Annotated in this window: 18 protein-coding genes; 7 read left to right on the top strand and 11 right to left on the bottom strand. The window is 62.6% G+C overall.

What is annotated here, in order from left to right:
* The first annotated feature begins 334 nt into the window (after positions 1-334).
* The 7 genes from P3T20_RS05905 (at position 335) to P3T20_RS05875 (ending at position 8,444) form a co-directional block, all read left to right on the top strand.
* Positions 335-2,563: a TonB-dependent receptor gene (locus tag P3T20_RS05905; RefSeq protein WP_429286340.1), complete on the top strand. Its 2,229-nt coding sequence runs from the start codon at positions 335-337 to the stop codon at positions 2,561-2,563.
* Between the two features lie 83 nt (positions 2,564-2,646).
* Positions 2,647-3,330, top strand: a complete 684-nt coding sequence (locus P3T20_RS05900; protein ID WP_429286339.1) for a Fe2+-dependent dioxygenase — start codon at positions 2,647-2,649, stop codon at positions 3,328-3,330.
* Positions 3,327-4,052, top strand: a complete 726-nt coding sequence (locus P3T20_RS05895; RefSeq protein ID WP_429286338.1) for a PepSY-associated TM helix domain-containing protein — start codon at positions 3,327-3,329, stop codon at positions 4,050-4,052. The genes P3T20_RS05900 and P3T20_RS05895 overlap by 4 nt, the downstream gene beginning before the upstream one ends.
* A gap of 125 nt (positions 4,053-4,177) precedes the next feature.
* Complete coding sequence (gene waaC / locus P3T20_RS05890; protein WP_074265553.1) at positions 4,178-5,179, top strand: lipopolysaccharide heptosyltransferase I; 1,002 nt, start codon at positions 4,178-4,180, stop codon at positions 5,177-5,179.
* 124 nt (positions 5,180-5,303) lie between these two features.
* Complete coding sequence (locus tag P3T20_RS05885; RefSeq protein WP_074265552.1) at positions 5,304-6,188, top strand: Kdo hydroxylase family protein; 885 nt, start codon at positions 5,304-5,306, stop codon at positions 6,186-6,188.
* A gap of 76 nt (positions 6,189-6,264) precedes the next feature.
* Positions 6,265-7,575: a lipid IV(A) 3-deoxy-D-manno-octulosonic acid transferase gene (gene waaA, locus P3T20_RS05880; protein ID WP_429286337.1), complete on the top strand. Its 1,311-nt coding sequence runs from the start codon at positions 6,265-6,267 to the stop codon at positions 7,573-7,575.
* Positions 7,576-7,694: 119 nt separating this feature from the next.
* Positions 7,695-8,444: a Fic family protein gene (locus tag P3T20_RS05875; protein ID WP_074266174.1), complete on the top strand. Its 750-nt coding sequence runs from the start codon at positions 7,695-7,697 to the stop codon at positions 8,442-8,444.
* Between the two features lie 33 nt (positions 8,445-8,477).
* Here P3T20_RS05875 and ureG read toward each other — a convergent pair whose 3' ends face one another.
* The 11 genes from ureG to urtC form a co-directional block, all read right to left on the bottom strand.
* On the bottom strand, positions 8,478-9,125 hold the full coding sequence (gene ureG, locus P3T20_RS05870) for an urease accessory protein UreG (protein ID WP_429286336.1): 648 nt from the start codon (positions 9,123-9,125) through the stop codon (positions 8,478-8,480).
* Positions 9,126-9,137: 12 nt separating this feature from the next.
* Positions 9,138-9,818 (bottom strand): urease accessory protein UreF, encoded by a 681-nt coding sequence (locus P3T20_RS05865; protein WP_429286335.1) that lies wholly within the window; start codon positions 9,816-9,818, stop codon positions 9,138-9,140.
* Positions 9,805-10,536 carry an urease accessory protein UreE gene (gene ureE, locus P3T20_RS05860; RefSeq protein ID WP_429286334.1) on the bottom strand — a complete coding sequence of 244 codons (732 nt, stop codon included), beginning with the start codon at positions 10,534-10,536 and terminating at the stop codon, positions 9,805-9,807. The genes P3T20_RS05865 and ureE overlap by 14 nt, the downstream gene beginning before the upstream one ends.
* 2 nt (positions 10,537-10,538) lie before the next feature.
* Positions 10,539-12,245, bottom strand: a complete 1,707-nt coding sequence (gene ureC, locus P3T20_RS05855; protein ID WP_074265547.1) for an urease subunit alpha — start codon at positions 12,243-12,245, stop codon at positions 10,539-10,541.
* Positions 12,246-12,312: 67 nt separating this feature from the next.
* Positions 12,313-12,618 (bottom strand): urease subunit beta, encoded by a 306-nt coding sequence (locus P3T20_RS05850; protein WP_429286333.1) that lies wholly within the window; start codon positions 12,616-12,618, stop codon positions 12,313-12,315.
* 18 nt (positions 12,619-12,636) lie between these two features.
* Positions 12,637-12,939 carry an urease subunit gamma gene (ureA, locus tag P3T20_RS05845; RefSeq protein ID WP_074266173.1) on the bottom strand — a complete coding sequence of 101 codons (303 nt, stop codon included), beginning with the start codon at positions 12,937-12,939 and terminating at the stop codon, positions 12,637-12,639.
* A gap of 158 nt (positions 12,940-13,097) precedes the next feature.
* Complete coding sequence (locus tag P3T20_RS05840; protein ID WP_429286332.1) at positions 13,098-13,901, bottom strand: transporter substrate-binding domain-containing protein; 804 nt, start codon at positions 13,899-13,901, stop codon at positions 13,098-13,100.
* A 317-nt stretch (positions 13,902-14,218) separates the two neighbouring features.
* A complete protein-coding gene (locus P3T20_RS05835; protein WP_429286331.1) occupies positions 14,219-15,100 on the bottom strand; it encodes an urease accessory protein UreD in 882 nt (293 codons plus the stop codon).
* Between the two features lie 253 nt (positions 15,101-15,353).
* Positions 15,354-16,046, bottom strand: coding sequence for an urea ABC transporter ATP-binding subunit UrtE (gene urtE, locus P3T20_RS05830; RefSeq protein ID WP_429286330.1), 693 nt, complete (start codon positions 16,044-16,046; stop codon positions 15,354-15,356).
* 58 nt (positions 16,047-16,104) lie between these two features.
* On the bottom strand, positions 16,105-16,968 hold the full coding sequence (gene urtD, locus P3T20_RS05825) for an urea ABC transporter ATP-binding protein UrtD (RefSeq protein WP_074265542.1): 864 nt from the start codon (positions 16,966-16,968) through the stop codon (positions 16,105-16,107).
* Positions 16,965-18,149, bottom strand: coding sequence for an urea ABC transporter permease subunit UrtC (gene urtC, locus P3T20_RS05820; RefSeq protein WP_074265541.1), 1,185 nt, complete (start codon positions 18,147-18,149; stop codon positions 16,965-16,967). Before urtC ends, urtD begins: the two co-directional genes overlap by 4 nt.
* Position 18,150 lies beyond the last annotated feature (1 nt).

Genomic DNA, 18,150 nt, shown 5'->3' with positions numbered 1-18,150 from the left:
GCTTCTGCAAGAGGCGCATCAGGCGCGCCTCGTCAGACCAAAAAACGCTGGCTCGATGCCGGCGTTTTTTTATAGAGCTCGTGCGCGGGGGCGAGCAATTCTTTCAAATAACTTTCTGTAATAATTCGAAACGATTTATTCGGCCCGCATGAATTCCTTACGATTGAAATGTTTTGAAACATATGAAATGATAGTAATTCTCATTAACAACTAACGCCAGCCCACCGCTTCCGTCCCGTCGACTGGAGAGCGGCCAGCCAGCCGCCGATTCCTTCGTCACACAAACCGTCATCGCATGCGGTTTCTGACAAGGACTTCCACCGACGAGATTCCTATGTTCAATAAAACGCCGCTGGCAACAGCGCTGGCGCTAGCTTTGTCCGTTCCATTTGCGGCGCCTGCGTTGGCGCAGACCACAGCGACGACTCCCGCGCAGGCTGCGCCTTCGGGCGCGTCGTCCAATGCATCGCCTGGCGTGTCTCCGGACGCGTCTTCCAGCGCAGCATCGACTAGCGGCACGCTGCCGACCATCGCCGTGTCGGGCCAGGGTGTTCAGCAGGATTTCCAGGCCGAGCGCTCGACGGTAGGCGCCAAAACGCCCACGGCCCTACGCGACATCCCTCAGACGGTCACGGTCATTAACAAGGCCGTGCTGCAGTCGCAAGGCGCGACCTCGTTTCAGGACGCGTTGCGCAATGCGCCCGGCGTGACGATCGGCGCGGCCGAAGGCGGCCAGATCGGCAATAACGTCAACCTGCGCGGCTTCACGGCGCAGAACGACATCTATCTCGACGGCTTCCGCGACCGCAACCAGTACTACCGCGATACCTTCGACCTCGAAGAGATCGAGGTGCTGTACGGCCCGTCGTCGATGCTGTTTGGACGCGGCTCGACGGGCGGTGTGATCAACCAGGTCAGCAAGAAGGCCAACCTTCAGGAGTCGGGCGACGTATCGGCAACCGTCGGCACCAACGACCGTTACCGCACCACCGTCGACCTGAATCATCCGTTGACGGATACGTCCGCGATCCGGATCAATGCGTTCGGCCAGAGCCTCGGTTCGACGCGCGACGTCGAGAAGAACAAGGACTACGGTATCGCCCCCGAAGCGCGTTTCGGCATCGGCACGCCGACCGAGGTCACGCTCTCCGCGCTGATCCAGCACAACTACGACATGCCGGACTATGGTGTCCAGGCGCTGAACGGCCATCCGTCGCCGGTGCCGAAGAATACGTTCTACGGCCTCACGACCGACCGCACCATCCAGGATGTGCAGACATTCAACGCGGGCATCAAGCACAAGTTCTCCGACGACCTCACGCTGCGCAACCAGACGCAAATCTCGCATTCGATGACGGACGCGCGCGAAACCGCGCCGCAATCGGTGCTGACGGGGCCGCTCGCGACGAGCCCGGCGCTGACGAACGGCAACTACACGTCGCTGTCGCCGTCGGACCTGTTCATCAAGCTGCAGAGCCACGACCGCGTGATCCAGAATCACTCGATCTACAACGACACGACGCTCGAGTACAAATTCAACACCGGGTTCATCAAGCATGACCTGATTGCCGGTGTCGAAGTGGGACACGACAGCTACACGAACCAGGCCTACACGCGTAACAACCTGCCGATCGTGTCGATGGTCAACCCGGCCTATCTGTCCAACCCTGCAGGGGTGACGACCACGACAGGCAACTACGCCGACTCCGGGTCCAACGAAATTGCCGGCTACTTCAACGACACGGCCTCGCTTGGCGATCACTGGAAGCTGATTGGCGGTCTGCGTTGGGATCGCTTCCAGGCGCAGATCCACAATACGATCAGCGCGCCGTCGTACGCCAGCCAGACCAACTTTTTCACCAGCGTGCGCGCCGGCGTGATCTACCAGCCGACCGACTGGCAATCGTATTACGTCTCCTACGGCACCTCGTTCGATCCTTCGCTCGAAGCGCTGACGGTGACCAACCTGACGCAGAATCTGGCGCCGGAATCGACCCGTTCGTATGAAGTGGGCGGCAAGTGGGATCTGCTCGGCGGCAACCTGTCGGTGACGTCCGCGTTCTTCCGCGAGGAAATGACCAACGCGCGAACCCAGGTCTCGCCGACCGAGTACGAGCTTGATGGCGACATTCGCGTCGACGGTTTCCAGGCGGGCGTAACCGGCCACATCACCGACAAGTGGCAGGTTTACGGCGGCTACACGTACATGGACGCCACCATCGTGCAGGCGGCCGACGGCACCCAGGGGAACGTCCCGGCCAACACGCCGCGCAACACGCTCACGTTCTGGACGACGTACTCGCTGACCCCGCACTGGGAAATCGGCGGCGGTCCGAGCTACATGTCGGCGCGCTACGCCTCGAACACGAACTTCGTCGAGGTCGGCGGCTATACCCGTTGGGACATGACGGCGGCCTATCACGCGAAGAAATACGATGTGCGCCTGAACCTGCTGAACCTGACCAACAAGTCGTACTACGATGCGCTGATTCCGTCCGACGGTGGCCGTTCGGTGCCAGGCATTGGCCGCACGCTGCTGGCTACGGTCGATTACCGGTTCTGATCAAGACTTGCGTGAACTTCCGGGGTCACCGTGTTGACGCAACCTGTTCGTACAATGCGGCGACTCCGCGAAAGGATTGACTGATGCTGTTGCAGATTCCGAATGTGCTCAACGAGGAGCAACTGCGCTTCGTGCGCGAACGGCTCGATGCGGCGGGCGATGCCTGGGTCGATGGCCGGGCTACCGCCGGCTATCAGGGCGCGCCGGTCAAACGCAACCAGCAGATCGAGCAGTTCTCGCCGCTCGCGCGCGAGCTGGGCGATGTGATTCTCGCCGAGCTCGAGCGGCACCCGCTCTTTATCAGCGCAGTGTTGCCCAACCAGGTCTATCCGCCGCTGTTCAACCGTTACGAAGGCGGCATGCAGTTCGGCAGCCACGTGGACGGTGCGGTGCGTCTGTTGCCGAACGGCAGCAAGGTGCGCACGGATGTGTCGATGACGCTCTTTCTCTCCGCCCCGGATGAATACGATGGCGGCGAGCTGGTCATCGAGGATACCTACGGCGTGCAGCAGGTGAAGCTGGCGGCCGGCGACATGATTGTCTATCCGGCCACCAGCCTGCATCAGGTCGCGCCCGTCACGCGCGGCGTGCGGCTCGCGAGCTTCTTCTGGGCGCAGAGCCTCGTGCGCAGCGATACGCAACGCGCGCTGCTGTTCGATATGGACACGGCGATCCAACGCCTCAACTCAACCCAGGCCGACGACGCGGCACGCCGCAGTCTCGTTGGTTGCTATCACAACCTGTTGCGTCTTTGGAGTGAAACATGAGTACACCGGTTATCGACGATGCCGGCGTTGGCTCGAGTCCCGTGCCCGACAAGGCCGTGCGGGCGACCGGCCCGCAGGGTGCCGAAACCTCCCGGCAACCGAAAAGCGCACGGCGTATCACCTTCATCAAGTGGCTGCGCAAGGTGCACGGCTGGATTGGCCTGTGGGGCGCGGCGCTCGGTTTGCTGTTCGGCACCACCGGGTTCCTGCTGAATCATCGTGGCGGCCCCTTGCGCGTCTCTACGGGGGAGCCCGTGGTTTCCACGGTGCAGGTGCCGCTGCCGCAACCCGCGCCCGAAACGCCGCGCGAGCTGGCGAAGTGGCTCAAGCAGGAACTGAAGCTGGCAGGCAAGCCAGGACGCATGCAGAACGAGCCGGCGCATCGGGTGGCATGGGGCGAGCGCAGCATGATGCAGCCGGAACACTGGGAAATCAGTTTCGCCTCGCCGCACGAGAACGCCGCGGCGGACTACTGGGTCGGCAACGACTTCGTGACCGTCAAGCGCACGGAAAACGCCTTTCTCGCCACGCTGACCAACCTGCACAAGGGCGTGGGCATGAGCGTCGGGTGGGTGCTGGTGGTCGATACGCTGGCGGGCAGCCTCATCCTGCTGTCGTTGACCGGCGTGCTTCTGTGGACCGAATTGAACCGTCGCAAGACGGTGGGCGCGGTGCTCGTGGTCGGGTGCATCGTGACCATGCTTTGCGCCGGGCTTCTCTGAGCCGTACCCTCGCGCGGCGTGGTATTCACTTACCCCGCCGCGTTTTTTCATGGTTTTTGCACGCGACGCGCTAAAATTGCCGTCCTTTCAACGCATCTTATCGCCGGATTGCCGGCGATCCCCACTTGAGCGTGCAAAAGATACTGATCGTGCGAGTGTCGTCGCTGGGCGACGTCGTTCACAACATGCCGGTGATCGCGGATATCCATCGCCGCCATCCCGAGGCGCAGATCGACTGGCTCGTCGAAGAGAGCTTCGTGGGGCTGGTGCAGCTCGTGAGCGGCGTGCGCCGGGCGATTCCTGTGTCCCTGCGGCGCTGGCGCAAGCGGCTCTTTTCGCTTGAGAACTGGCGCGAGATCGGCGCGTTCCGGCGCGCGCTCGCCGCCGAGAACTACGACCTGGTGATCGACTGCCAGGGGCTCATCAAGACCGCGTGGGTGGCCAGCATGGCGCGCGGCCCGGTGGTGGGCCTCGGCAACCGCACGGACGGCGCCGGCTACGAATGGCCAGTGCGCTTCTTCTACGACAAGCGTGTGCCGATCGAAGCTCGTACCCACGTGGTGGAGCGCACGCGTCAACTGGTCGCCGCCGCGCTGGACGACCCCAAGCCCGAACCCACCGACGAGATCGACTTCGGCCTCGATACCGGCCGCGCCGCGCTGGCCCTGTCCGAGGCGAATCTGAACCTGCCCGTGCCGTACGTGGTGTTCGTGCACGCCACCTCGCGGGCCGACAAGCAATGGCCGGACGCCGCGTGGATCGAACTGGGGCAGGCGCTGGTGCTGCGCGGCGCCTCGATCGTGCTGCCGTGGGGCAGTGACGCGGAGCGCGTGACCAGCGAGCGGCTCGCCAGGGAGTTCGGCGCGGCGGCCATCGTGCCGCCGCGTCTGTCGTTGCCTGCGGTGGTGGGACTGATCGACGGTGCTGCTGCGACCGTCGGAGTTGATACAGGTCTAGTCCACATCGCGGCGGCGCTGAAGCGGCCCACGGTCGAGTTGTACAATTTCGCCACCGCGTGGCGCACCGGCGGCTACTGGTCGCCGAATGTCATCAATCTCGGCACCGCTGGCCAACCGCCGACGCTGCAGCAAGTGAAGTCGGCGCTGACCGGTTTCGGGTTGTTATAGCCTTCATCGACCAGCCTGCCGGGCCACGCGCGCAGCAATGCTTGACCAGAGGGCAGGATGCTGCAGGACAGCAACCACGCTGCAAGCCACCAGAATTACGCTCCATCCGCTTTCAAGGGCGACCATGAACGAAACCCAGATCATCGAAGTTGCAAGCGCTGACTGGCACGGACACAACCTGTCTGTGCCGCGCGAGACGCTGCTGGCCGGCGTCGAACGCGGCAAGGTGCTGTATTTCCCCAATCTGCGCTTTGCGATCGAAGGGGGCGAGCAGGCGCTGCTCGATCCCGCCCTGGCCGATCCGAATCGCAAGAACATCAGTCTCGAGCCGAACGGCGGCGCGCTGCATGGCGTGGTGGGTGATGCGGTGACGCAATCGGCCGTGCGCGCTTTGATCGCACGTTATCAGACCAATGCACGCACGCTGGTGGACGGCCTCTTTCCCGAGTACGACGGCAAGCTGCGCGTCGCGCCGACGAGCCTGCGTCTGCATCAGGTGGAAACGCGTCAGACCTCGTGGCGCAAGGACGATAGCCGCCTGCACGTGGATGCGTTCCCGTCGCGCCCGAACTACGGCGAGCGCATCCTGCGCGTTTTCACCAACATCAATCCGGCCGGCGCGCCGCGCGTGTGGCGCGTGGGTGAACCGTTCGAGGACATGGCCAGGCGCTTTCTGCCGAGCATCAAGCCGCAGATGCCCGGTTCCGCGTGGCTGATGAACCTGCTGCACGTGACCAAATCGCTGCGCAGCGAATACGACCATCTGATGCTGAATCTGCACGACAGCATGAAGGCCGATCTCGAATATCAGAAGTCGAGTCCGCAGGAGACCATGCCGTTTCCACCGGGCTGCGTGTGGGTGTGCTTCTCCGATCAGACTTCGCACGCCGTGATGTCCGGTCAGTTCATGATGGAGCAGACCTTCTTCCTGCCGGTCAAAGCGATGGCGCAACCCGAGTGCGCGCCGCTCGGCATTCTCGAACGCCTCAAGGGCAGGGCGCTGGTTTGAGCGCCGCCGGCTTTGCGCAGGGCTGCGCCTATTTAGACTTCATCGACTTCCCTCTGGACGCGAGTGCGGAGTGCGGATGCTGAGGGCAATCTATAACGCCCTCTGGTGGTTCGTCGCGCCGCTCGCGGTGCTGCGCCTGTTGATCCGCTCACGCAAGGAGCGCGGTTATCGCGAGCATATCGGCGAGCGCTTCGGCTACACGCGTGGCCGCGTGCCCGAGGACGATGCGCCGCTGATCTGGGTGCATGCGGTATCGGTGGGCGAGACGCGCGCGGCGCAGCCGTTGATCGAGGCGCTGATGAAAGCCCGCCCCGATGCGCGCATTCTGCTTACGCATATGACGCCGAGCGGCCGTGCCACCAGCGAGCAACTCTTCGGTGATCGCGTGATGCGCAGCTACGTGCCATACGACATGCCGCATGTAGTGCGACGTTTCTTGCGCGCGTGGCGTCCGACGCTCGGACTCGTGATGGAGACCGAAGTGTGGCCGACGCTGATCGACCAATGCCGGCGGGCCGATGTGCCCCTGGTGCTGACCAATGCGCGGATGTCGGCGCGCTCGTTCAAGCGGGCCGCGCGGTTTGGTAAGGGGACGCGTGAGGTGTTCGGTGGCTTTGCGCGGGTGTTGGCGCAGAGCCCGTCGGATGCTGAGCGTTTGACCGCACTCGGCGCGCGTAACGTGACGGTGCTCGGCAATCTGAAGTTCGATATGAGCACGCCGCCGGAACTCGCGGCACGTGGGCATGCCTGGCGCACGGCGATCGGTTCGCGGCCGGTGTGGGTGGCGGCGAGCACGCGTGAGAATGAAGAGGAGCTTGTGCTGCAGGCGTTCGCGGCGTTAGGTGTCGAGGATGCGTTGCTGATTCTGGTGCCGCGTCATCCGCAGCGCTTTAACGAAGTGGCGGCGCTGGTCGAGAAGGCCGGGCTGCGCTATGAGCGTCGTTCGACCTGGGCGCCGGGTGCAGCAGGGGCGTCGGTGCAGGGCGTGGGCCGGGCGTTGCCGGCGAGCGTGACCGTGTTGCTCGGCGATTCGATGGGTGAGTTGGGTGCTTACTATGCGGCGTCCGATCTGGCGTTTATCGGCGGCAGTCTGTTGCCGCTGGGTGGGCAGAATCTGATTGAGGCGTGTGCGGTGGGCGTGCCGGTGCTGATCGGGCCGCACGTGTTCAACTTCACGCAAGCCACGGCCGATGCAGTGGCGGCGGGCGCAGCGGTGCAGGTGCAGGATCCGGCGGATCTGGCGAGAGCGTTGCGTGAACTCTTCAACGACAAGGCGCGGCGCACGGCAATGAGCGGCGCGGCGTCGGCGTTTGCCGCGCGCCATCGCGGCGCGACGGCGCGCACGGTGGATGTGTTGATGGCGTTGTTGCCGGAGGTGGCGGAGTGAAAGTGGCGGTACCTGGCCGGCGGTATCCTTTTGTTCGGCGATAAATCGTATATTCTGCGAAGAGCAGGAAGTGCCGCTTGTTTTCTCGCGAGACCCAACGTTTTTCCGATAATCCGCCTATGACGCTTTTCACTGACCTCGGCTTTCACTGGGACCGCACCGCGGTTCCACGAGATCTGCCGATCCATTCGATCAAACGCGTTTCCTTCCGCTTTCATCGGATGCTGCCCGAATTCGTCTGGGATGCGAGCGTGCTCGAAGGTAATCCCTTTACGTTTCCCGAGGTCAAGACGTTGCTTGATGGCGTGACTGTGGGTGGCCGGAAGATCTCGGATCAGGAGCAAATCCTGAACCTCGCGGACAGTTCGAAGTACCTGCTTGCGCTCGTTCAGCGTGAGCGGTTCACACTCGACAAGGCGACGTTCTGCGACTTGCATCGCATCGTTGCGCGGAACGAAGCGCTCGAGTGGGGCGTGTTTCGGGGCGAGGGAGAGGAAACCCATTACACGCCGGATGTAGCGTTGGGCGAGAAGGGACGCTATACGCCGTTGGCTACCATTGCTGGTGCTCCTGAACTGAATCGCGTCTTTGCTGCTGGCACAACCGCACTCGTCGATCAGGTCGACAACGTCTTCGAGCGAGGTTGCGCCTTTTTTCTCTTCGGAGCGTTGCAACAGTTCTTCTTTGACGGCAACAAGCGCACGTCGCGCTTCATGATGAACGGCGTGCTGATGTCGAACGGCATTGATGCTATCAGCGTACCGGCTCAGCGCGCCGGCGAATTCAACGAAAAGATGGTGGGTTTTTATACGTCGAAGAACGCGACGGAGATGATGGCATTCCTGGCGGAATGCCATCCGGAAACTTGATGAGGCGGGCCGCGTTGCGATGCGCGCGGCAGATCAAACCGTCAGCAACCCCTTCTTCTCGATAAACGCGATCACTTCATCGAGGCCATCGAGCTTCTTCAGATTGCACATCACGAACGGCCGCTCGCCGCGCATTTTCTTCGCATCGGACGCCATTACGTCGAGGTTTGCGCCGACCATCGGTGCAAGGTCCGTCTTGTTGATCACCAGAATGTCCGACTTTGTAATTCCTGGGCCGCCCTTGCGCGGAATCTTCTCGCCACCGGCGACGTCGATCACGTAGATCGTCAGGTCCGACAACTCGGGGCTAAACGTTGCTGCCAGATTGTCGCCGCCCGATTCGATGAACACGATGTCCGCATCGGGAAAGCGCGTCAGCATGCGATCGACCGCTTCCAGGTTGATCGAGGCGTCTTCGCGGATCGCGGTGTGCGGGCAGCCGCCCGTTTCCACGCCCATGATCCGTTCGGCCGGCAACGCGCCCGCTACCGTCAGCAGACGCTGGTCTTCCTTCGTATAGATATCGTTGGTAATGGCGACGAGGTCGTAGCGGTCGCGCATCGCCTTGCAGAGCATTTCGAGCAGCGTGGTCTTGCCGGAGCCGACCGGGCCGCCGACGCCCACGCGCAGCGGCGGCAGTTTCTTGGTGCGATGAGCGGTGTGGTGCTGAGGTGCGTTCATGATCGATTTTTTCTATGAGCGGAAGAGCCGCGAGTATTGCGACTCGTGACGCGCTGACAAAATGCCCAGTTGCGGCGCGAAGGTGTTGATGTCGTCGGGTGTTGTGGTGAGTGCGCGCTGGACGGCAGTGTCTATCGGCGCACGCAGCGCCACGATGATGCGTTGTCCTGCGAGTTGCCCAAGTGGGACGGCCTTCAGTGCGGCTGCGGCCTGGTTCTCGACCCAGCTGAACGCGTACGCGGCGAGCGCGGCGTCTGCGGAGACGTCATGGGCGAAGGCGGCGAACGCGAAGGCTGTCGGTTGTGCTAACGGTGTCATTGCCGCGAGCGTGGCGCGGCGTTCTGCGTCGCCCCATTCGAGCGACACGCACAGCTGCCGCAGCGACCAGCCCATCTGCTCGGTTTCGCGGCGCAGCTCGGCGGATTCGCGGCTTGCGAGGAATTCGCTGTTGGCGAGGGCGAGGCCCGCCGCGTCATGGGCATGCCAGCGTTCAATCTGATGCGCGAGAAACGGTAGCTCGCCGAGCCCCAGGACTTCAGTGAGGCCACTGGCGATCCAGTCGCGGGCGCTGTCGGCTTCGGTGATCAACTGTGCTTCGATGGCCGCTTCGAGGCCCTGCGAATAGCTGAACGCACCGATCGGCAACGCCGGCGATGCGAGATGCAGCAAGGCTGTGAGTTCAGCGATGCGCATGTTTGGGGTGGTCGTGGTCGTGGTCGCAGGACGCGTCGCAGTCGGTGTGGTCGTGGCTGTGACCGTGCTCGTGATCATGTTCGCGGCTGTGATTCTCGCCATGTGCGTGCGCGTGCCCGGTGCCGTGATCGTGCGCGTGACCATGGTCATGTCCACGGCTGTGATCGTGCCCGTGATCATGCTCGCCACCATGATCGTGCCCATGATGCTCACCATAAACCTGCTGCGCTAGCGCATAGTCCTCGGCAAACGTCTCATCATGTCCATGCTTATGTCCACCGCCATAAGCGCCGGACTCCGGCTGAAACGGCAACGTCACCTGCTCGACCATCGCGCCGATCCGCTTGAGCATATCCGCGAGCACCGGATCGTATTCGAGCTTCAGATAATCGGCCCCAACTTCAACCGGCGTATGCCTGTTGCCAAGGTGATAAGCCGCCCGCGTAAGCGTCAGCGCATCCCGCGCGGTGACCATCAATACAGCCTCAGGCGCCGCGACCACCCGCACCAGCGCACCATCCTGCGCGACCAGCACGTCACCATCGCGCAGCACGGTACCGCGCGGCAACACCAGCGCCACCTCTTCACCGTTGTCGAGCGTCGCCGCCAGACGGCTCTTGCGACGTGCGTCGAAATCGAGCGTCAGCGTCGGCGCACGTTTGACCAGCACTGCAGCGAGCTTGATCTTCGGATCGATCAGTTTGTCGATAGTGCGCATGATTAGAACAGGAAGTAACGTTGCGCCATCGGCAGCACGGTGGCCGGTTCGCAGGTCAGCAACTGGCCGTCCGCGATCACCTGATACGTTTCCGGATCGACGCTGATCGCCGGACGCCACGCGTTGTGAATCATGTCGGCCTTGCTGATGTTGCGGCAGTTCTTCACCGGCACGATACGCTTGGTCAAACCGTAGCGCTCGGCGATGCCCGCATCCGCACCCATCTGCGACACGAAGGTCAGCGAGGTACGCGCGAGCGCACCGCCACGTGTGGCAAACATATCGCGGTAGTGCACCGGCTGCGGCGTCGGGATCGACGCGTTCGGATCGCCCATCTGCGCCATCGCGATCATGCCGCCCTTGAGAATCAGCGACGGCTTGATGCCGAAAAACGCCGGTTCCCAGAACACCAGATCAGCCCACTTGCCCGGTTCTATCGAGCCGACTTCGTGCGCAATACCATGCGTGATAGCCGGATTGATCGTGTATTTCGCCACATAGCGTTTGGCGCGGAAGTTGTCGGCGCGAGCGTTGTCTTCCGGCAGCGCACCGCGTTGCACCTTCATCTTGTGCGCGGTCTGCCACGTGCGGATGATCACTTCGCCCACGCGGCCCATCGCTTGCGAATCGGAAGACAGCATCGACAGCGCGCCGAGGTCATGCAAGATGTCTTCGGCAGCAATCGTCTCGCGACGAATCCGCGATTCGGCAAACGCGATGTCCTCTGCAATCGACGGGTCCAGGTGGTGGCACACCATCAGCATGTCGAGGTGCTCGTCGAGCGTATTGACTGTGTACGGGCGGGTCGGATTGGTCGACGACGGCAGCACGTTCGCCTCGCCGCAGACCTTGATGATGTCCGGTGCGTGGCCGCCGCCCGCGCCTTCGGTGTGATACGTGTGGATCGTGCGGCCCTTGAAGGCGGCCACGGTCGCTTCGACGAAGCCTGCTTCGTTCAGTGTGTCGGTGTGGATCGCGACCTGGGTGTCGGTGTCGTCGGCAACGGACAGGCAGTTGTCGATGGCCGCGGGCGTCGAGCCCCAGTCCTCGTGCAGCTTAAGACCGATCGCGCCCGCGGCGATCTGCTCGGTGGCCGGCTCCGGCAGGCTCACGTTGCCCTTGCCGAGAAAGCCGAGATTCATCGGATAACCATCGGCGGCCTGCAGCATGCGTTCGAGGTGCCACGGTCCAGGCGTACAGGTAGTGGCATTGGTGCCGGTAGCCGGACCCGTGCCGCCGCCGATCATCGTCGTCACACCGCTCGCCAGCGCTTCATCGATCTGCTGCGGGCTGATGAAGTGGATGTGTGTATCGATGCCGCCCGCCGTCACGATCAATCCTTCGCCGGCGATCACTTCGGTGGCCGCACCAATCGGAATCGTCACGCCCGGCTGGATGTCGGGATTGCCCGCTTTGCCGATCGCTGCAATGCGGCCGTTCTTGATGCCGATATCGGCCTTCACGATGCCCCAGTGATCGAGGATCACCGCGTTGGTGACGACCGTATCGACGACATCGGCGGCGACGCGCTGCGATTGGCCCATACCGTCGCGGATCACCTTGCCGCCGCCGAATTTCACTTCTTCGCCGTAGGTGGTGTAGTCGCGTTCGATTTCGATCAGCAATTCGGTGTCGGCAAGTCGCACGCGATCGCCGGTTGTGGGGCCGAACATTTCCGCGTACGCGCGGCGGCCAATACGTAATGTCATGGTGTGAAGTCCGGAAAAGGGCAGGGCGGGTATTCGTGACGTTCGACGACGGGGCTTATGCCACGCGTCAGAGCGGTCCCATCACCTTGCCGTTGAAGCCGTAGACGACGCGGTTGCCCGCCAGTTCGACCAGCTCGACCGTGCGCTCCTGGCCGGGCTCGAAACGCACGGCGGTACCCGCCGCAATGTTCAGACGGAAGCCGCGTGCCGCCTCGCGGTCGAACGACAGCGCTGGATTCACTTCATAAAAATGGTAGTGCGAACCAATTTGCACGGGACGGTCACCGGTGTTCGACACCGTGACCGAGACCGTTGCGCGGCCCGCATTGAGTTCGTGCTCACCGTCGTCGGTGAGAAGTTCGCCGGGAATCATCAGGGGCTCCGGGGCGGGTCAGGGAATCGGATGGTGGACGGTCACGAGCTTCGTGCCGTCGGGGAAGGTGGCTTCGACCTGAATGTCCGGAATCATTTCCGGCACGCCTTCCATCACGTCGTCGCGCGTGAGCAGCGTAGTGCCGTAGTGCATGACTTCGGCGACGGTCTTGCCGTCGCGGGCCGCTTCCATCAGCGCTGCCGAGATGAATGCGATCGCCTCCGGGTAATTCAGTTTGAGGCCGCGTGCGCGGCGACGTTCGGCCAGTAGCGCGGCCGTGAAGATCAGCAGCTTGTCCTTCTCGCGGGGTGTCAGCTTCATCGGATGTCTGGTTGGGTTGCGCCCGTCCCAGCCGGGACAGGCGTCGGATGCCATCGGGGTCGCGCGTTGTCGCGAACGCTTGAGGGGTACGCTACAAACCGCGACAAGCTTAACGCCAGATCAGCTTACAAAGATATCAAGACCAACTAACAGATTTATTACAGTGTCTTCGGCAAGGGTGCGCCGAACCACTTCTTCGACATGGCGTTGAACGTGCCGTCGGCCTTGGCTTGGGCGATAGCGGCGTTGACCTTCTCCTGCAGCCGGCTTTCATTTTTATTCATGCCGACGAAGCATGGTGAATCCTTTATAACGAACTTAGGTTCTGGACGGCGCGGCGGATTCTTCGCATTGATGGCGGCGGCCACGATATTGCCCGCAGCGATCAGTTGCACCTGGCCGGACAGGAAGGCGGCGATGGTGGCGTTGTTGTCTTCGAAGCGTTTGATGGTGGCGTTCGGCGCCATCTGCGTGAGGGCGATTTCTTCGAGCGCGCCGCGCGTCGCGCCGACCGTGATACCGGTGAGATCGGCGGGGCTGCTGACCTTGATGTCGGCGGGGCCGAACACGCCCTGGTAGTAAGGGGCGTATGCGGTGGAGAAGTCGATTACCTTCTCGCGATCGGGCGTCTTGCCGAGCGATGAGATCACCAGGTCGACCTTGCCGGTCTGAAGGTACGGGATACGGTTTGCGCTGTTAACCGGCACGAGTTGCAGTTTGACGTTCATCGACTTGGCGAGCACGGCTGCGGTGTCGATGTCATAGCCTTGCGGCTGCATGTCGGGGCCGACTGAGCCGAACGGCGGATAGTCCTCGGGGACCGCGACCTTTAGGACACCGGATTTGGTGATGTTGTCGAGGGCGTCAGCGTGGGCTGCTGGCGTTGTCAACGCGAGGATCGGCGAGAGCAGCAGGGCGGCGAGCCACGTGCGGCGTGACTGGCGGGAAGACAGTTCGGTCATGTTGGTCAGCGGTGGTGGGCAAAGCGGGTGGCCTCCGTCGGGTGCGGGGACATCGTGAGGGGTATGGCGAGCAAGGTGTGTGCCAATGCGGTGCAGCGGGGACGGGCGGGGAGATTCTACAGATGATGCACCTTGGTGGGGCTTTCAGATGCGCTGCGATGGTGCTCAATGCTGCGTGTTTTGGTCTGCTTGCGTCGCCCCTGAACGGGTCCGCTCAGGTTGTGCAGGCTCGTACTGTTCCTTTATCTACGCCGCGTTTGATTCGGCGCAGATCCGGCCAGCATTGCACCAGCGCGCGTTTGGTTTGTTTCGCTCTCTCAGGTCGTCCAGATCCGCAGCGGCACCGCTTCGACGCCGTGAACGATCGGCCGTAGCTGTAGCCAGCATTGCGTTAGCACGCGTTGCAGCGATTCCATTGACCGCGCCACGACCCTTACCAATACCACGCCTGGAGTCACGCACGAGGCGGCAGCGCGTAGCGTGTCGGTGAACGGGAGTTGCCCGGTTAGCTGTTCGGCGAGCGTGTCGTCGCAGGCGGCCCCTACGGCCCACAACGTGCCGTAGGCGGGGAATCCCGCGAGGCCTTGAGGGGCATCGCGCAGCGGATCGGTGGCGGCGAGATTGGCGCGCTCAAGCCACAGCAATTGGCCGTCGGGGCCGACGATGCGCGAGACCGCGCGTAGCGTGCCCGCCGACCAGCGTTCGCCGGCGGCCTGGCGGCCGAGTTGCGTGGCGTCCCAGCCGAGCGCGGTGGCGCCTTCGGCCATCGACAGCGTGAAGTCGAGGGTCGCGTTGGCGTGGTCGAAGACGATGTTGTTCTGTGGCAGCCAGTCGAGCCTGGCGTTCGCACCCACGCGCACATCAATCTGCTGCTGTGCCGCGCGGTCGTTGGACTTGTACCATTTGGTGGCGCCGGGAGTCGTGAGCACAGCATGCGTGCCCGCCCCAAGCGCTACGTCGATGTGAAGCTGATCGCCACCGGCGACACCGCCCGGAGGATGCACGATCACCGCGTGGCAGATCGCGTGGCCTTCGGGATAGAGGGGGCGTTGGACGCGTAACGGACCATCGTGCAGGCGATGGACGAGCGTCGTGCGTTCAGCGTGTCTGGCGAAGCCGAGTTCGAGGCGAGCTTGCCACTGGGTGTGCGCGGCGGAATCCGCCGAGGCGAGCGTGGCATGGTTTTCGTGAAGCGACATGCGGGTCGATGTAGTTGGACTTTGCGTGGCGACTGCCCGGCGGCCGCTCGTCGACCCCAGGCAACGCATGATCTGAGCGATCTACGTGACCCGGTTCGCAGCGACGTGAGCGCGCCGGATGGATGCGGCGAGGATAGCATGGGCCGTTCGCCGCACGGGACGCCTGTGCTTCTGCATGTCTTTGGCCGTCACTCGGAGATAGCTCGCGTACGCGGGCAGGTGAGGCGTTCCAGTCCCGATAGCCCGTCAACATTCAGACTGCGATGAGCTCGCGCACACCGTTGGCGTCCATGTCGGCGCCTTCACCGCCGGCGACGATTTCACCGCGGCTCATGACCCAGTATCGATCGGCGATGGCTTTGGCGAAGTCGTAGTACTGCTCGACGAGCAGCACGGTAAGGCCCATTTCCTCGACGAGTTGACGCAGGGTGCGGCCGATGTCCTGGATGATCGACGGTTGGATGCCTTCGGTGGGTTCATCGAGGATGAGCAGTTGCGGCTCGCTCATGAGGGCGCGGCCGATAGCGAGTTGTTGCTGCTGACCACCGGACAGGTCGCCACCGCGGCGGCTACGCATATCTTTGAGGACGGGAAACAGTTCGTAGATGCGATCGGGGATTTTCGACGGTGCCTGTTTGCTGGCGGCGCCTACCATCAGGTTTTCTTCGACGGTCAGGCGCGGGAAGATATCGCGTCCCTGAGGGACGTAGGCGAGGCCATTCGCGACACGGGCGTAGGTCGGAAGCTTGGTGAGTGGCGTGCCGCGCCAGGCGATCGCGCCACTGCGGGTTGGGACGACGCCCATCAGGCAACGCAGGAGCGTTGTTTTGCCCACGCCGTTGCGGCCCAGTAGTACCGTGAGTTTGCCGTCTGGCACCGTTAGCTTTACATCTCGGAGGATGTGGCTGCCGCCGTAGTACTGGTTCAGGTTATCTACTTCTAGCATTTTGCTCCGTTCCTCTTTCTGTGCTTTCTTGGCTTCGGGGGCTTGCGGCGGACAAACCTCACCTCCCCAGATAAGACTCGATCACTGTCTCATCCTTCTTGACCTCATCAAGCGTGCCATGGGCGAGAACGCGCCCCTCGGCCATAACAGTCACTTTCCCCGCCTCACCAGAAAGAGCAGCCACGAATTCCATATCATGCTCAACCACCATCATGGAACAAGTCCCACGAAGACGATTAAGAAGCTCAGCCAACTGCATGGTCTCGTCATCAGTCATCCCAGCCGCTGGCTCATCAAGCAGAAGTAACGCCGGTTGCTGCATAAGCAACATCCCAATCTCGAGCCGCTGCTTCTGCCCATGCGAAAGCTCCCCAGCGAGCCTGCGAGCTTCACTCTCCAGATGAATGAGTTCCAGCGTTTCCTCGATTCGCGCCTGCGCATTCCGGTCAAGCCGTGCTCGCAACGAAGCCCACCACCCCTTGTCAGCCTTCATCGCCAGTTCAAGGTTCTCCCACACCGGATGCTGCTCAAACACCGTCGGCTTCTGAAACTTGCGTCCAATTCCCGCGCGCGCAATCGAAGGCTCATTCATTCGCGTCAGGTCGATCGTTTGCCCCAAAAACACCTTGCCGGAATCGGGCTCAGTCTTTCCAGTAATCACGTCCATCATCGTCGTCTTGCCGGCGCCGTTCGGTCCGATGATGCAGCGCAATTCGCCGACATCAATCGATAGCGTCAACGCATTCAGCGCCCTGAAGCCGTCGAAGCTGACCGTCACGTCCTCAAGATAGAGAATCGTCCCGTGCGATACATCAATCTCGCCCGGTGTCACCACCCGCCCGAAATCCGCCACGCCGCTCAGCGAGTGCTCGGCCGGCTCCTCCGGCAATGCCAGGTCCGGCACCATCGGGTTTTCGTTCATGAGCGCTTCCTCCGGTGCATCGCCATGTCGATCAGTCCCATGATCCCGTGCGGCAGCAGCAGCGGCACCAGCACGAAAATCAGGCCCAGAAAGAACAGCCAGTATTCAGGGAAGTTCGCCGTAAAAAAGCTTTTCGCTCCATTCACCGCAAACGCGCCGATGATCGGTCCGATCAACGTGCCGCGTCCACCCACCGCCACCCAGATCGCCATCTCGATCGAGTTGCCCGGCGACATTTCACCCGGATTGATAATCCCCACCTGCGGTACGTACAACGCCCCTGCAATCCCGCACAGGATCGCGGAGACGGTCCAGATAAACAGCTTGTAGCCAAGTGGGCTGTAGCCAAGGAACATCAGTCGTGTCTCGCCATCGCGCACGCCGGTCACGACGCGTCCGAGTTTCGAGGTCACAATCGCTCGCGCACCCAGAAACGCCAGCACCAGCACGGCAAATGTGATCAGGAAGAGCGCTGTGCGCGTGCCCGGGTGGGTGATAGGAAAGTTGCCGATCCGCTTGAAATCCGTGAAGCCGTTGTTGCCGCCAAAGCCGGTCTCGTTGCGGTAAAACAGCAGCATCGCGGCAAATGTCATGGCCTGCGTGATGATCGAGAGATACACGCCCTTCACCCGCGAGCGGAACGTGAAGAAGCCAAACACCCACGCAATCACGGCTGGCACCAGTACTACCAGCAGCAGCGCGTACCAGAGATGCTGCGTGCCCTCCCAGTACCACGGCAGCGCGTGCCAGTTAAGGAACACCATGAAGTCGGGCAGATCGCTCTGATAGACACCCTGATGACCGATCGAGCGCATCAGGTACATGCCGATCGCGTAGCCGCCCAGCGCAAAGAACAGGGCGTGGCCCAAGCTTAGGATGCCGCAGTATCCCCACACGAGATCCAGCGCCAGTGCGCCGATCGCGTAGCACATGAACTTGCCCATCAGCGTCATCATGTACGCGGACAGGTGGAAAGCGCTCGTTTCGGGCAGTACCAGCGCCGAGAGCGGCACGCCAAGACCGATCGCGATGATCAGCGCAATCAGCGCGATCCACGCGGGCCGCGTGAGCAGCGCCGGACGCGGCGGCAGGCCGAGCGCAAAGCCGCTTTGCGTGGAGCGTCCGGTGCCCGGCGCTGTGCCGGGGGGCGTGACCGAAGCAGGGGAGGTTGCAGATGTCATC

This window comes from Paraburkholderia sp. GAS206C, from assembly GCF_050435645.1.
Taxonomy (GTDB): Bacteria; Pseudomonadota; Gammaproteobacteria; order Burkholderiales; family Burkholderiaceae; genus Paraburkholderia; species Paraburkholderia phenazinium_B.
This window is presented reverse-complemented; position numbering and strand designations above follow the sequence as displayed.